This window comes from Streptomyces sp. NPDC088733 (genome assembly GCF_044751185.1).
In the GTDB taxonomy this organism is placed as follows: domain Bacteria; phylum Actinomycetota; class Actinomycetes; order Streptomycetales; family Streptomycetaceae; genus Actinacidiphila.
The window spans coordinates 76,075-90,998 of record NZ_JBIVLH010000031.1 but is presented as its reverse complement, the minus strand read 5'-3'; the positions used below and the strand labels follow the sequence as shown (position 1 = coordinate 90,998).

The 14,924-nt window shown below is 67.5% G+C and carries 14 protein-coding genes; 9 read left to right on the top strand and 5 right to left on the bottom strand.

Translation table 11 applies throughout. The features are described from left to right. The first annotated feature begins 292 nt into the window (after positions 1-292). Positions 293-1,471 carry a protein kinase family protein gene (locus ACIP64_RS36805; protein WP_401595879.1) on the top strand — a complete coding sequence of 393 codons (1,179 nt, stop codon included), beginning with the start codon at positions 293-295 and terminating at the stop codon, positions 1,469-1,471. Between the two features lie 469 nt (positions 1,472-1,940). Next, positions 1,941-2,960, top strand: a complete 1,020-nt coding sequence (locus tag ACIP64_RS36800) for a hypothetical protein (protein ID WP_401595876.1) — start codon at positions 1,941-1,943, stop codon at positions 2,958-2,960. A 1,625-nt stretch (positions 2,961-4,585) separates the two neighbouring features. On the opposite strand, the gene ACIP64_RS36795 is transcribed toward ACIP64_RS36800, so the two are convergent. The 3 genes from ACIP64_RS36795 to ACIP64_RS36785 all read right to left on the bottom strand — a co-directional run bounded on the left by ACIP64_RS36795 (position 4,586) and on the right by ACIP64_RS36785 (position 7,579). Further along, positions 4,586-4,861, bottom strand: coding sequence for a ribosomal protein L7/L12 (locus ACIP64_RS36795; RefSeq protein ID WP_401595873.1), 276 nt, complete (start codon positions 4,859-4,861; stop codon positions 4,586-4,588). Between the two features lie 160 nt (positions 4,862-5,021). Next, a complete protein-coding gene (locus tag ACIP64_RS36790; RefSeq protein ID WP_401595871.1) occupies positions 5,022-5,924 on the bottom strand; it encodes an NmrA family NAD(P)-binding protein in 903 nt (300 codons plus the stop codon). A gap of 113 nt (positions 5,925-6,037) precedes the next feature. Continuing rightward, positions 6,038-7,579: an MFS transporter gene (locus tag ACIP64_RS36785; RefSeq protein WP_401595869.1), complete on the bottom strand. Its 1,542-nt coding sequence runs from the start codon at positions 7,577-7,579 to the stop codon at positions 6,038-6,040. Between the two features lie 284 nt (positions 7,580-7,863). Here ACIP64_RS36785 and ACIP64_RS36780 point away from each other — a divergent pair, with 284 nt between their 5' ends. The 5 genes from ACIP64_RS36780 to ACIP64_RS36760 all read left to right on the top strand — a co-directional run bounded on the left by ACIP64_RS36780 (position 7,864) and on the right by ACIP64_RS36760 (position 10,456). Beyond that, positions 7,864-8,472, top strand: a complete 609-nt coding sequence (locus ACIP64_RS36780) for a TetR/AcrR family transcriptional regulator (RefSeq protein ID WP_401595867.1) — start codon at positions 7,864-7,866, stop codon at positions 8,470-8,472. 88 nt (positions 8,473-8,560) lie between these two features. Continuing rightward, a complete protein-coding gene (locus ACIP64_RS36775) occupies positions 8,561-9,037 on the top strand; it encodes an Imm10 family immunity protein (protein WP_401595864.1) in 477 nt (158 codons plus the stop codon). A 9-nt stretch (positions 9,038-9,046) separates the two neighbouring features. Continuing rightward, positions 9,047-9,406, top strand: coding sequence for a VOC family protein (locus tag ACIP64_RS36770; protein WP_401595861.1), 360 nt, complete (start codon positions 9,047-9,049; stop codon positions 9,404-9,406). Positions 9,407-9,438: 32 nt separating this feature from the next. Further along, complete coding sequence (locus ACIP64_RS36765) at positions 9,439-9,879, top strand: GNAT family N-acetyltransferase (protein ID WP_401595859.1); 441 nt, start codon at positions 9,439-9,441, stop codon at positions 9,877-9,879. A gap of 97 nt (positions 9,880-9,976) precedes the next feature. Beyond that, positions 9,977-10,456, top strand: a complete 480-nt coding sequence (locus ACIP64_RS36760; RefSeq protein ID WP_401595856.1) for a VOC family protein — start codon at positions 9,977-9,979, stop codon at positions 10,454-10,456. A gap of 395 nt (positions 10,457-10,851) precedes the next feature. On the opposite strand, the gene phoU is transcribed toward ACIP64_RS36760, so the two are convergent. Then, the gene (phoU, locus tag ACIP64_RS36755) at positions 10,852-11,532 is read right to left on the bottom strand and encodes a phosphate signaling complex protein PhoU (protein WP_360910124.1); all 681 of its coding nucleotides are present in this window, start codon (positions 11,530-11,532) and stop codon (positions 10,852-10,854) included. 198 nt (positions 11,533-11,730) lie between these two features. Here phoU and ACIP64_RS36750 point away from each other — a divergent pair, with 198 nt between their 5' ends. After that, positions 11,731-13,002 carry a sensor histidine kinase gene (locus tag ACIP64_RS36750; RefSeq protein ID WP_401595853.1) on the top strand — a complete coding sequence of 424 codons (1,272 nt, stop codon included), beginning with the start codon at positions 11,731-11,733 and terminating at the stop codon, positions 13,000-13,002. Continuing rightward, positions 12,999-13,679 (top strand): response regulator transcription factor, encoded by a 681-nt coding sequence (locus ACIP64_RS36745; protein ID WP_319663536.1) that lies wholly within the window; start codon positions 12,999-13,001, stop codon positions 13,677-13,679. Before ACIP64_RS36750 ends, ACIP64_RS36745 begins: the two co-directional genes overlap by 4 nt. 95 nt (positions 13,680-13,774) lie before the next feature. Here the strand turns inward: ACIP64_RS36745 and ACIP64_RS36740 are convergent, their stop codons facing one another. Further along, entirely contained in the window at positions 13,775-14,389 is a 615-nt protein-coding gene (locus ACIP64_RS36740) for a DUF461 domain-containing protein (RefSeq protein ID WP_401595850.1), read from the bottom strand. Between the last annotated feature and the right edge of the window lie 535 nt (positions 14,390-14,924).

The window sequence follows — 14,924 nt, the reverse complement described above, 5'->3', positions numbered from 1 at the left end:
ACTCCGGAGGATAGGGACGAGGCATGACTGCCAGCCTTCCGTGAAGGGCTGTCAGTTAGCCACCAAAACTGGAACCTGAGAGGTGGGGCAGGTCAGGTTGGGTCACGCGGCTTGGAGGGCCGGTGTGGTCATGACGGTCTCGATTCGACGGCGGACGGGATGGGAGCAGAGGCGAGTCATGGACGGGACGCCCGTCTTGCCCTTTTCCTGGATTCTCGTGCCGCAGGCCCCAAGCGAACCTTAGCCTGGCTAGGAAGGCGAGCAACGAGCAACCATCAGGGAGGACAAAGAAGTGGTTGACCCTACCGAGCTAATGCTGGCCGACCTCTCGAATTCATATGCGGCCACAGAAGTTTCAAATACTTTTCTTCGCTTGTACGTGAGTGATTCTCAATTCGGCCGCGCCTTCGCCAGCCTTCATGAGCGTCTGAATGGTCATTTCGAATCCATCAATGACAGGGCGGAGACGACCCACCACTACTGGGCTGAACAGAGCAGGGAAATGCTCGCACTCGTCAAGGAGGTTACCGACTTCCTTGATTCCCTCGAGCGTGCCGGAGTGCAGGTGGACCTAGCTGGAGCCTACGTAGACGCGATAAAGAGTTGCCAATCCTGGCTGGTGCGCAGCGGAGGCAGCACCATCCCAGACGACTTCGATCAGATTGCGATCATCAAGTATGAGCCAGTTTTTTCTCGCCCAGACGCTGAGATCAAACTAAAGAAGTCCAGTCAACGCATCCAGTTGCAATTGATCGGCGAAGGTTCATACGCGAAGGTATTCTCATTCGTCGACCCCGATTATGGAGTTAAATTTGCCGTTAAGCGCGCCAAAAATGACTTGAGCGAACGGGATCTTTACCGGTTCAGGCAGGAATTCGAGATCCTAAAGCGACTGAGATTCCCGTATGTGGTTGAGGTGTTTCAGTACGACGCAACTCGCAATGAATATCAAATGGAGTTTTGTGAATCTACGCTCCGCAACTACATCAAGAAGCGCAACAACGCCTTGTCGTTCTCGTCGCGGAAGAGGATTGCGCTTCAATTCTTGTACGGTGTCAATTACATCCACGCCGAAGGTTTTCTTCATCGCGACGTCAGCCTTCAGAACGTTCTCGTGAAAACCTTCAACGGTGGGGCTGTGCTTGTAAAGCTGTCGGACTTCGGCCTCGCCAAGGATAAGAATTCCGAGTACACGCGAACAAAGACAGAGATGCGTGGAACCTATCGGGATCCCGTCTTGGAGAGCTTCAAGGACTACGGCGTACGCAATGAAATATACTCGATCGGTTGGGTGCTTTCCTACATTTTCAGCGGAAGAGAGGCCCTGCTGGCCCAAGATGATGCGCCGAGCCAGATCGTGCGGAGATGTACGGCGCATGATGTCGCCGATCGATACGTGAGCGTGCGCGAACTAATTGGTGACGTCGAGGGAATGGAAGCCACCCCGCCCCCCACAGACGCTCCAGCTTAACAAGGCTTCTGACATCCACTGCTGACGCTGACGGTGTTAGATGGGGGTGCACAGCGACGTACCCGCCTAGCCGTCACAGCAGCCATCGACCCGCCTGAAGCGAGTGGAGATCACGCTCCTGAAACGGTTCCGCCTATTCCATTGCTCGTTGGGGCTCCCGGGAGCACATCCGGGAGCCGACGACGGGTGCGGAACTTAGGCGTCGGTCGGGCTGCCGCCCTGCCGGGAGGGGTTCGACAGGCGATCGGCGGTGAGCGTAACCGTCTTGCTCCTGTGCCGGCGGCGCATTCGACGGATCATCCAACCACCACCAGTCACGAAACCCGTGGCGATGAGAGACCCGATGGTCTCGCTCAGCGCACCCTGGCCGATGGCGTCCCACGGCAACGTGGACACCCACATAGCTATGTCCTTCCGGTCGACAACGTGTCGTCATCCAGAGTGGGTTGGCGCAGGATAGACCGGACGCGTGCGGACGCCAGACGGTATCGTCGGACGGCATCGGACAGATTCGGACGGGTTGAGGGCGATGCCAAGGTTGAAGCGACCGGAGTTGCCTGAAGGGCCGAAGAAGGAGCTGAACGACGCGCTCCACGATCTGCACTTTCGGTCGGGACTACCGTCTGTGCGTGATCTTGTAGCTCAGGTCGGTGGCAGGGTGGCGGGCAAGAGTCGGGTCCACGACGCCTTCTCCAGCGGGCGAGTCCCTGCTTGGGGGCTGGTCGAGCTTCTGGTGGAGGTCCTTGCAGATACGACGCCGGGCGCGGATCGGGCGCGCGAGGTAAAGCGGATACATCAACTGTGGCTGGCTGCGTCAGGGCGTACGGCCCCAGAACGGCCCGAGGCGCCGATGTTTCCGGAGACAAAGAAGCCATCCGCGGTGCCACCACCGCGGAGGCCCGCACCTGAGCCGCAACCGGACGCGGCTCGACGCCCGGTTCTTGCCATGCGCGTTGAGTGGGTTGACCCCAGTTATCTAGAGGTCGACGTTCGACGGAGACTGCGCGGCCTGGTTGACCGGGCCCTTGACGATATCGGTTGGCCGAGCAACGGAAAGCATCGAAGGAATGGCAGTGCGGGTTCGACCATCGTTCTAGACAGCCTGGACGAGAATCCGAGTCTGACGGTCGGAACCTTCCTGTCGACGCTGGACAAAGAAGTCGAGTACCTCCGCGAGCCGACCGCCTATCCCTCCAACTTCCGCACCACTGAGCTGCGCTTCATGGCTCTCTTCGACCCGGCGGCAACTGACGCCATTGACCTCCTGGAGGAGCTGAAAGTCATTTGGTCGTCGGCCGATGTCGGAAAGATTTGGGGACAGTCGAGCGGTCGCGTCTCGGCCTTGGTCAACGGGCTCGCCGATCTTGAATCCCATCTTTCGGGAATATGGGAGCAGTTCATTGTAGGGGTCGAACTGGCAAAGGGATCTCAGTTGGTGTCCTTCGATGTCCGGACGAGGTGTATCGCCCCCCACGCAGACCCCTTCTAGGGACTTCCCGAGGCAGATCACACACCGCCCGAGTGTTATGGCGCCATCAGGATTGCCGATGAGCCAGCTCTGCCAGTCACCAATAAATAATGCGCGGCGCGGTTACTTGCCGGTTGCCTAGGCTCCGGTGCCCAGCGGGAGAGGGTCGTGGTGATGCCAGATGAGGTAACGATCCTCACGGCGTAGCTCTGCCGACCCCCACTCGATCCTCATGACGCCCCGCTCCATTGAACACGCGTAGGCAACGAGTACCAGGCGCACGTCCTCGGGTAAAAGATTGAGATCGGGGTGTACCTCCGACTCATCGAGCTCATCCAGGCCCAGGTCAAGGGCTTGTTGCATGGGCTCAGGGCCATGACGTCGAATCAGATCAGCTCGGAAGCCAGTCGCTCGCCGTAGACGCGCGGCTGTGACGGGGACGTCTTTCTTCGCATAGCGGAGTGGATAGAACACTCGATCACTCACGACCATCAGCGTTCGCCCCTGCATCCGTACGGGGGTCGCACCCGCAAATGTGGCCAGGCCAGCCGCGAGCTCCTCGTACTGCACGGCGTACAACCCGTGCCCATAAGCCTCCAGGGTCTGAGTGTGAACCCCTTCGTGTCCGCTGCGCGCCCTAGCGTGCGCTCGTTCGAGGCTGGCCGGAATCGCCTCGGCTAGAAGCTCAACAGCATCGCCGAAGGCTTGCCGTGCCCACCCTGTCACGACCACCACGACACACCGCCCATCCCTTTGTGACCCCCACCCCAACGGCGACCACCCAAACGGTGTGGCGAGGGCAGTGAAGGCCGCAAGTGCGCATCCGGCGCACAACGGGGCGCACATACTGAGGAGGCGCCCGTTCCGAGACTGTCACTCAAGCCTGCTCACAGACGTCCACTGCGTCAGCCACAGGAGGAAGTCCTTATAGCCTGCTCCGCTGCTGCCGCGGCTGATATCACCACGTGACATCAACGCCAGCACATCACTGCGGAGCCGGCGACCGACGAGACCGGCGCTGTAGGCGCCTTTTGTCAGTCTGTTGGGAGCCTGGCGCGAACCTGAAAGGCGAGGGGCGGTGGCCGGTAGACGTGTCGCAACTCGGCTTGAGCGCGCCCAGGGTCTCAGTTCTGGTCTCAGTCAACGCTGGTTCCGAAGCGGTTCGCATCTGTCTACCGTCGTCTGACAGAGCGGCTGAGCAGGGACGTCGCCCTTGGGGCGGACACCCCTGGATGCCAGTAGACCAATTACGGACAACTCGTAATGCGTCGATTTCACATGAGGCCCAGGCAGCGTTGCATCGGCCAAAGGTGCCTCTTCCACCAGGTGTTCCCGAGCGGCTCGACAGTGGCTCACGCGCCTGTGTGGGCGGAGGCTGCTCCTCTTCGTAGCTGAGGGCCCGCTTGGGACACCGCCGGGCCCTCTCTGGGCCCTCCGAGGGCGACAGACGACGACGGACAACGACCAACAACGGCCGCCCGGGCGCAGGTCAGGCAGGGTGTCCCTCCCTCTGACCAGGGGCGGAAGACGGGCCCGCCAGACCCAGGGCAAGAAGAAGTAACCCCGACCGGTCAAGCCCCCTACCTGCGGATCCTCCGCGGGGAGGGGGCTTGTTGCTGCGCCCGGACTGTCCGTGGGCCGCGTGCTCAGTCCTTGAGGAACACCGGCCCCAGCCGTTCTCTCGTCTCCGCCTGTGCGCCCACCTCGCGGAGGGCCGCGACGGCCGCCGCAGCGACGTCCTCGGGCACGCGGGCGAGAATCACGGCGGGGACCTGCGTCACCAGAACCTTGCTGTGCCAGAGGCTCAGCCCCTTCAGCCGGCGTACAACCTTGGCGACATCCAGCACGCGGGCGCCCGGATCGGTGAGCACCGCGTCATGGGGCTTCTCGTCGCACACCAGAACCACGGACTCGACCGTCATCGCTCCCCCCGCGTCTCTCTCCGGTTCGGAGCCTACGAGCCCGCAGGTGCTGTGTCGCATCAATTTGGTGGCGTCCAAGACGGTGGCGAGCAGCAGGTGTACGTACAGCGTTCCGGCGCCCGGCTGCCTGATGGGCCGTGCCGACGTCGGCCGGGACAACTCAGCCGAGGTAGAAGTCCTTGCGGGCCGCGACGAACGCCTCGATGGACTGGGCCGGGGTGCCCGTGACGCGCTCGACGCCGTCCGCGGTGCGGTGGTAACGGTTGTCCCGATGCAGTCGGGCCATGGTGGCGACATGCTGCTCGAGGTGCGGCGGCATCCCCAACTGCGGAAGCCGGGCCTCCCATCGTTCGACGGGCATGTCGGCATAGGACACCGGACGCCCCAGCGCCCGGGAGAATTCCGCGGCCAGCTCCGTCATGTCGACCGACCGCGGCCCGGTCAGTTCGTAGACCTGCCCGATGTGGGCAGCAGGGTCGCGCAGCACGGTGGCGATCACCCGGGCGACGTCGTCCACGGCGACCGGCGAGGTGCGTCCGGTGCCGAACGGCAGCGCGATGGTGCCGTTCTCCTGGATCGACCGCGCCGCCATCATGGTGAACAGGGGGGTGTCCAGGAACGCCGTCGGCCGGATGTGGACCACCGGCAGACCCGCCCAGTCGAACACCTGCTCCGCCAGCCAGTGCAGTCGCTGCTGGTGCGATTCCTCCGTACTGGTGGGTGTCATCTGCGACACCGTCATCTGTGACAGGTCGACCAGCGCGTCCAGTTTCCCGTACTCCTTCGCGACGGAAGCCACCACGGTCGCCGCCAGCAGGTGGTCCGGCGATACGCGCATGCCGAAGTACATCCGTGCCACGCCCCGCAGCGCGGCCGCTACGGTCTCGGGCCGGGTCAGGTCGCCGATGACGACCTCGGCGCCCAGGGCCCGCAGCTCGGCGGCCCGCTCGTCCTCGCGGCGGACCATGAAACGTACCGGCACATCCCGAGCACGCAGGTACTCGAAGACCGTGCGGCCCACGCCGCCGGCACCGGGGATGAGCACGAGATTGTCGGCAGCCATCGGTCGATCTCCTTCGAAAGTGGTGAAAGTCTCTGAGTCGGCAGGTGGCCCCGTGGCACCAAGCAGTCCAGCGATGCGAGCTCGGGCTCCGCGACGGCGCTGCGGGGACGGGCTCAGGCGGTCCGCCGCCGGGACGTGTCACTGCCGGCGGCCACCGGGGCAGTCCTGCCCGGCAGGAAGATCAGCACGACGACCGCGCCGACCAGGGCGACGGCCGCCGACCCTGTCGCGGTGATGTGCATGGCATGGAGGAAGGCGTCGTGCGCGGGCTGCACCAGAGCCCTGCCCGCAGGTCCCAGCTTTTCCGCGACGGCCAGGGTTGCCTGGACGGATTCGCCGGCGGCGTGCCGGTCGGAGGCGGGCAGTACGCCCAAGTGGCCGGCGATGCCGTTGCGGTAGGTGGTGGAGAGCAGCGACCCCAGTACGGCGACCCCCATGGCGCCGCCGACCTGCCGGAACGTGTTGTTGACCGCGGATCCGGAGCCGGCCTTCTCCCGCGGCAGCGAAGACATGATCATGACGGTGGCGGGCGGCATCACATGGGCCATCCCCGTGCCCATGAGGAAGAACGCCACCTCCAGGACCCAGATCGGGGTGTCCTGGCCGAGCAGCAGGAAGCCGGCGAAGCCCACGGCGGTCAGCACGAGACCGGCGGCGCACACGGCTCGGGCGCCGAAGCGGCCCACGACCAGCCGGGCGCGCGGGGCGAAGAACATCTGGGAGGCGGCCAGCGGCAGCACGAGCAGGCCGGATTGCAGGACGCTGTAGCCGCGCACGCTCTGGTTGTAGAAGACGCTGAAGAACGTGACGCCCATGAGGGCGAAGAAGACCAGGCCGATGGCGGCGACCGAGGCGGAGAACCGCCGGTTGCGGAAGTAGCCGACATCGAGGGCCGGATGGTCGCTGCGTGCCTCGTACACCACGAAGCCGGCGAGGACGGCCAGGCCGCCGAGGATCGTCGCCCAGGCCTCGGGCCGGGTGAAGTCGCCGTACTGGCCGCCCTTGATGATGCCGTAGACCAGTACGGCCAGACCGACGACCGAGAGCAGCACGCCGACCGGGTCGAGCCTGCCGGGCCTGGGGTCCTTGGAGTCGGGGACGATCGCCACCATGGCGACCAGTGCGGCGACCACGACGGGGACGTTGACCAGGAAGACCGAGCCCCACCAGAAGTGCTGCAGCAGAACGCCGCCGGCGATGGGGCCCGCGGCGATGGCGAACCCGACCACTCCGGTCCATATGCCGATGGCCCTGGGCTGCTCCGCGGGCTCGAAGACGTTCATGATGATCGCGAGGGTGGCGGGCAGGATGAACGCTCCTCCGAAGCCCATCACGGCGCGGAAGGCGATGAGTTGCCCGGAGGAGTCCGACAGCGCGGACAGCACCGATCCGGCGCCGAACACGGCCATGCCGAAGAGCAGCACCTTCTTGCGGCCGAGCCGGTCACCCAGCAGGCCCGCGGTGAAGAGCAGTCCGGCGAAGACCAGTGTGTAGGAGTTGACCGCCCACTCCAGCTGGCTCTGGGTGGAGCCGAGTCCGGTCGGGGCGGGCTGCGCGATGGTCCTCATCGCCACGTTGAGGATCGAGTTGTCCAGCATCACCACCAGAAGGCTGAACGCGAGCACGGTCAGGACGGCCCAGCGTCGACGATGCACCTCTTCGGAAATCCTGCGTCGTCCGTCGGGCGGCGCGAGGGGCGTGGACGCCGCAGGCGTCGAGGGCTCGGAGGGGGTGGGTGGTGGTGCCACAGGGGTCTCCAGTGTTGTTCTTGGTGGTGGTGCGACTGCTGTGCGAGGGGAGTCGGCCGGGGACGGTACGACGGGGCACAAGGCCGTCCTGACCTGCCAGGAGTCCGCTCAACCCGAAATAGCTGTCGCTCTAACACTAAACACAGGATAGAATAGATGCCAAGCGACAGTTATTCGAGGAGAGTGATCCCGTGGGCCGCGTGTCCAAGGCGCAGGCGCAGGAGAACCGGGAGTACGTCCTGGCCACCGCCTCGCGGATGTTCCGGGAGAAGGGCACCGCGGTCAGCATCGCCGACCTGATGAAAGCCTCCGGGCTCTCCCACGGCGCGTTCTACAAGCAGTTCGCTTCCAAGGACGACCTGGTCGACGAGGCCATCGCCCACGCCTTCGAGGACCCGGCCGCACACTCGCCGGCCGGTCTCGAGGAACCCGCCGGGGACCACGAGGCCGCCCGCAGGACGCTGATCGAGCAATACCTGTCGGTCTGGCACCGCGACCACGCCGGGGACGGCTGCCCCGTCTCGGGATTCGCCGCCGACCTGGGGCGCGAACCCGACCAGGCCGCCCGCTCGCAGCAGGTCTACATCAAGGGAGTACGCAGTCGCGCCGCCCGGCTGGCCTCCGGCGACGACGACGGCATGGCGCAGCTGTGCACCATGGTCGGCGCCCTCGTCCTCGCCCGCGCCACCCGGGGCAACCCCATCTCCGAAGAACTGATGCAGTCCGCGCGCACCGCTCTCACCAAGAACGAGATCGGGCCGCCCGCACCGCAAGGGCGCACGGACGCACCGGAAGCATGACGGTGCCGGCCGGCGGGACCGTCCGGGCCGGGAGGGGCCTCGCGCCGGAGCCAGGTCCGGTGTCGGCGGGCGCTGGTAGAACACGCGTATGACGTTCAGATTCGAAGCGCACATCGTCTGCGGGCTCGACGATCCCGAGCAGGACGGCACCTTGATCGCCGGGTTGGCCGAGTCCGACGAGGAGGAGGACTTCTCGCTGACGTTCATGTGCCGCCTCGACGAGCCCGACGAACAGGACGTGCGGCTCGGCTTCGACTCGCACTGCGTCGTCACGCCCGACCAGAACACCGCGTACGGGTGCGTACGCCGGGCCGAACTGGACGGGGACGTCCTGCGGATCACGCTGGACCCCGAGTCCGTGGACGCGCTCGCCCTGGATGCCCCGATCGTCGAAGCCGTCCTGCGTGCGCCGGCCGCGGAGGTGGCCCGCATGCTCGGCGTCCTCGCGCGCATCCTGGCCTACGGGCGGCCCGGCGCCCGTCCGCTGGTGGTCTCCCTGCAGGAGGAGGCCAACGAGCGCCGCGGCACGCCCATTTGGGCCCGCTCCGGCGACGTGACTGCCTAGACTCGGCAAATGACCTTGGAATGGGAACAGGTAATCGTCCACTCCGTGGACCCCGCGGCGCTCGGGCAGTGGTGGGCCGAGGCCCTCGGGTGGGTCGTGGTGCACTCCTCCGACGACGAGTTCGAGATCCGCCCGGAGGCGGACCGCACGCCGGGGCTGGACTTCGTCCGGCTCGCGGAGGCCAAGCAGGCCAAGAGCCGGCTGCACCTGGACTTCCGGCCGGACGACCAGGCCGCCGAGGTGGCACGTCTGGAGGCGCACGGCGCGAAGCGGGTCGACATCGGCCAGGGCGAGCAGTCGTGGGTGGTCATGGCGGACGCCGAGGGCAACGAGTTCTGCATCCTCGGAAGCCGGCCGCAAAGCGCTTGACGCCCGGGGCCGGGCGGCGGTTCGCTGCCCGGATGCCTCAGCTTCGGATCGAGCAGCCGCACGGCGACGACGCGCTCAGGGACTGGCAGCGCGTGCACAACGAGATCATCCCGACCGCCGTGCTGTCCCTGGACGACGTGCGGGAGCGGGCCGGGCGCAACCACCTGGAGGTGGCGTACCTCGGGGACGACGCCGTGGGGTGCACGACGGTGCGGCCCCCGGAGGGGGACGAGGCCGCGGCCACGGTGATCGCGCGGGTGCTGCCCGCGCACCGCGGGCGCGGCTTCGGCGCACAGCTGTACGCACGGGGTCTGGGCACGGCGCGGGGGATGGGCGCCGGGGTGGTGGAGACGGTGGTGCTGGCCTCGAACGAGGCCGGGCTGCGCTTCGCGGAGCGGCACGGTTTCGTGGAGGTCGAGCGATACGTGCTGCCGGGGGACACGATCCCGTTCGTGACGCTGCGGCTGCCCTGACCCGCATGCGGCGGGCGCGCGACCGATGAGTTCGCGCGGTGCGGTCGGTCGGTAGGTGTGACAGTGCTCACGCGCGCTCCGCGCCAGGGAGGTACCGATGACCACCGAGGGTTTCACCACGTGCCTGTGGTTCGACGGGCAGGCCGAGGAGGCGGCGAACTACTACGTCTCGGTCTTCAGGAATTCCGCGATCGGCACGATCGGCCGCTACAACGAGGCGGGGCCCGGTCCCGCGGGCTCGGTGCTGGCGGTGGAGTTCACGGCCAACGGCCAGAAGTTCGTCGCGCTCAACGGCGGCCCGCAGTTCACCTTCGACGAGGCGATCTCGTTCCAGATCCGCTGCGCCGACCAGGCGGAGGTGGACTACTACTGGGACACCCTCACCGTGGGCGGCGAGGAGGGCCCCTGCGGGTGGCTGAAGGACCGGTTCGGGGTCTCCTGGCAGGTCTTCCCGCAGGAGCTGCTGGGCATGATCGCCGACCCGGACCCGGAGAAGGCCCGCAGGGCCACCGAGGCGATGCTGTCCATGAAGAAGATGGACCTCGCGGCGCTGCGGCGGGCGTACGCCGGGGAGTGAGCGCGGACGCGACGAGGGCCCGTCCGGGACGACCGGACGGGCCCTCGGCCACGGGGAGTGCCCGCGGGTGGGGTCAGCAGCTGCACCCGCCGCAGCGGCAGGGCGCTCCGGACTGGCAGCCGCACCCGCAGCCCGCGCCGCAGCCGCACGCTCCGAGAAGCGGCAGCTCGCGGACACCGGGGGAGTGCGGGGTTCCCTCCGCGGACGACTGGTCGCGGGCGGTGGACGTTGTGGGGGATTCGGGCATCGGTACCCTCCTGGTCCGGTGAACGGCGACGTGCATGCCTCCCACCAGTGAAGGGCGTCCCCCACAGGCGCATCAACGGCGCGCGGAAGCGTTTCGGCGCTTCCGGCACATGCCCCGACCGCGGTGCGGGCCCGGGCCTGCCGGTCCGCTAGTCCGCCGGCATCGGGATGGGCGGCGGGGTCAGCTCGTCGGGGTGCTCGCCCGTGACGAGGTAGACCACGCGCTTGGCCACCGAGACCGCGTGGTCCGCGAAGCGCTCGTAGTAGCGGCCGACCAGGGTCACGTCGACCGCGGTCTCTATGCCGTGCGACCAGCGGTCGTCCAGCAGGTGCTGGAAGAGGGTGCGGTGCAGCTCGTCCATGCGGTCGTCGTCCTGCTCCAGCTGGAGCGCCTCGTCGACGTCCTTGGTGACGATGACCTCGGCGGCCTTGGCCATCAGGCGCTGTGCCAGCTGGCCCATCTCCAGGATGGTGCTGTGCAGGTCGCTGGGGACCGCGCTCTCCGGGAAGCGCAGGCGTGCGAGTTTCGCCACATGCCGCGCCAGGTCGCCGGAGCGCTCCAGGTCGGCGCTCATGCGCAGCGACGTGACGACGATCCGCAGGTCGGTGGCGACCGGCTGCTGGCGGGCGAGCAGCGTGATCGCGCGGTTCTCCAGCTCGCGCTGCAGGTCGTCGATCTTCTCGTCGGCGGCGATCACGCTCTCCGCCAGCTTGAGGTCGGCGTCGAGCAACGCCGTGGTCGCACGGCCGATCGCCGAGCCGGCCAGCCGTGCCATCTCGACCAGGCCGTCACCGATCGAGTCGAGTTCCTCGTGGTATGCGTCGCGCATCGCGTTCCTTCCGTTCCCGATCAAACACAGAGGATTGTCCTCCACGCCGGCACGGAGCAACGCTCGCCCCCGGACGCGTATCACCCGAGCCCCGGGAATGAATCGACCCTGACACCACGGTGAACTCTTGGCAACGCACGTTCGAGAAGAAGCTCCGACCGCTGTAGGTCACTCATTCCGTCCGCCTAACCTGGGTGTATGGACGTGAACGCGGCAGTTGCCGCAGCCAGTGCGATCGCCGGTCTTTGCACCGGTGTGATCGCTGTGCTCGCGTTCCGCTGGAGCGAGCGGGAACAGGCCCGCCCCACGCGCACATCCCTGCGGCAGGACGCCGCAGCCGTACTTCCGCCGGGCGTGGACACGGTGCTGTCCGTGCTGCGCTCGTCGGCCGTCGTCCTCGACGAGGGCGACACGGTGGTCAAGGCCAGCTCGGCGGCGTATGCGCTGGGGCTGGTCCGGGGCGGCAGGCTCGCCGTCGACCAGATGCTGCAGATGGCCCGTGAGACCCGGCGGGACGGCGAAATACGGCAGGTGGAACTGGACCTGCCACGCCGCGGTGTCGGACGGGGGGAAGGCCTCGCGGTGTCCGCGCGGGTGGCACCGCTGGGCTCGCGCCTGGTGCTGCTGCTCGTCGAGGACCTCACCGAGGCCCGGCGGATCGAGGCGGTGCGCCGCGACTTCGTCGCGAACGTCAGCCATGAGCTGAAGACGCCGGTCGGCGCACTGTCGCTGCTCTCCGAAGCGGTGATGGACGCCAGCGACGAGCCGGAGGCGGTGCAGCGCTTCGCGGGCCGGATGCAGATCGAGGCCGCCCGGCTGACCAGCCTGGTCCAGGAGATCATCGACCTCTCCCGGGTGCAGGACGACAACCCCCTCGACGACGCGGAGTCCGTGGCCGTCGACGACCTCGTGGCCGAGGCGGTGGACCGCTGCCGGCACCCCGCCAACGCCAAGCAGATCACCATGGCCACCGGTGGCGCCCCCGACCTGTTCATCTGGGGCAACCGCAGCCAGCTGGCGGCCGCGCTCGGCAACCTCGTCGAGAACGCGGTCAACTACAGCCCGGCCCGCACCCGCGTGGGCATCGCGGGCCGCCGGATCCCCGCCTCCGGCGGGGACCTGATCGAGATCTCCGTGACCGACCAGGGAATCGGCCTCTCAGAAAAGGACCGGGACCGCGTCTTCGAGCGGTTCTACCGGGTGGACCCGGCGCGTTCGCGCGCGACCGGCGGCACCGGGCTCGGTCTGTCCATTGTCAAGCACGTGGCCGCCTCGCACGGCGGGGAGGTCACGGTGTGGAGCGCTGAAGGCCAGGGCTCCACCTTCACCCTACGGCTGCCGGAGGCCGCGACATCCCGGGAGTCCCGGGACCGCTCCGCCGCCGCCGTGCCGTCGGAGGACTCCGCAACCTCCTCCGCTCTCTACGAGACGTTCCCTGATCACATCCCCGCTCCGGAGGTCCTCCCGTGACCCGAGTACTCGTCGTCGAGGACGAAGAGTCCTTCAGTGATGCCCTGTCGTACATGCTCCGCAAGGAGGGCTTCGAGGTCGCCATCTCGGCGACCGGCCCCGACGCGCTGGACGAGTTCGAGCGCAACGGCGCCGACCTGGTCCTGCTCGACCTGATGCTGCCGGGTCTGCCCGGCACCGAGGTCTGCCGCCAGCTGCGGCTGAAGTCCAATGTCCCGGTGATCATGGTGACCGCCAAGGACAGTGAGATCGACAAGGTTGTCGGCCTCGAGATAGGAGCCGACGACTACGTCACCAAGCCCTTCTCGTCCCGCGAGCTGGTGGCGCGCATCCGCGCCGTCCTGCGCCGCCGCGGCGAGCCGGAGGAGATCTCCCCCTCCGCGCTGGAGGCCGGCCCGGTCCGCATGGACGTCGACCGCCACGTCGTCACCGTCGGCGGCGGCAAGGTCGACCTGCCGCTCAAGGAGTTCGACCTCCTGGAGATGCTGCTGCGCAACGCGGGCCGCGTGCTGACGCGCATGCAGCTGATCGACCGGGTCTGGGGCGCCGACTACGTCGGTGACACCAAGACCCTGGACGTCCACGTCAAGCGCCTGCGCGCGAAGATCGAGCCGGACCCGGGCGCCCCGCGCTACCTGGTGACGGTGCGCGGCCTCGGCTACAAGTTCGAGCCGTAAACCGCGGGGACGCCGCGCTGCGCGGACGTCCGCACCGCATGCGGAAGGGGCCCCGGGAGCACACGCTCCCGGGGCCCCTTCGCGCTGTCAGGGGGTCACGGAGTCGAGGTCCCCGTGGGGGACTCGCTGACGCCGGAGGACGGGCTGCCGGAGGGCTTCCCGGTGGCGCCGGCGGTCCCGGTGGGGCTCGCGGCGGCCTCGGAGGGGCCGAACGAGGCGTAGTAGCCCGTCGCCGGCAGCGCGAGGGTCTGCAGGCTGACCTCGCCGGTCTTGCTGAAGTCGAAGACGACCTTCTGGAAGTCGCCGTTGTTCTTGCTCTCCGTGCCGCCCGCGATGGTGGCGGACGGGTTGCCGTCGCCGCCGATCAGGACGGAGCCGTGACCGGGGACCGTGATCGGGCCGGACAGTTCGGCCTGCTGGTCGCCGACGGTCACGGACTCGAGGGTCTGCTCGTCGGTCCCGGTGTTGAACACCTTGGCGGAGATCGCGGACGAGCCGGTGGACCCGGTGGCCTGGGTCAGCACGACGGCGTTCTGGATCTTGATGTCGCCCACGCTGGTGGCCGCGTGGTCGGGCCGGACCTGCAGCGTGTCGGCGTGGTTGCCGGCGGCGCAGGCGGTGAGCGGGACCAGCGACAGCGCGAGGACGCCGGCGAGGGCGCCACGTCGAAGCCAGGGGGCGCCCCCGGCCGGAGGTTGGGGGAGGCTCACGGCGGCGGCATCTCCTAGGGCAGGGTACGGCGGTACACGTGTACGGACGTACGGGACTGACGACTTACCAAGTGCGCGCTCAGGTTACCGAGCCCGCCTCCCGCGCCCGCACCCGGCCACCCTTCCGCGGGGCGGCCTCACCCTCCCGGGTGCCCCGGGAGGCCCGCGAGTGCCCCGCCGGCCTCCCCGGCCGCACTCCCGCGGAATCCATTCCGGCATTACGCCGAACGATTCCCGCCGTCCCGGCATGATCGATTTACCGTTGATCCCCCGATCGAAATCCGGCGCGGCGCAAAAATGGATCACCGCACTCCGTGGCGGCCGAACGGAGTAGCGCCGGACCCCCCGCAAGGGAGGGACAAACCAGGATGTTAGGTCCCATGATCGGGGCCTGTGGGTGGTGTGACAGGCGTGTTTCAGCCTCCCCTGATACCCGCTCCGACCTGCGAATACCGCCCTCCGCCCGCCTTCCGCAGCACGTCCCGGGCGCCCTTGTCAAGCCCCGAGATATGCCCTGACCTGCGAAAACGCCATT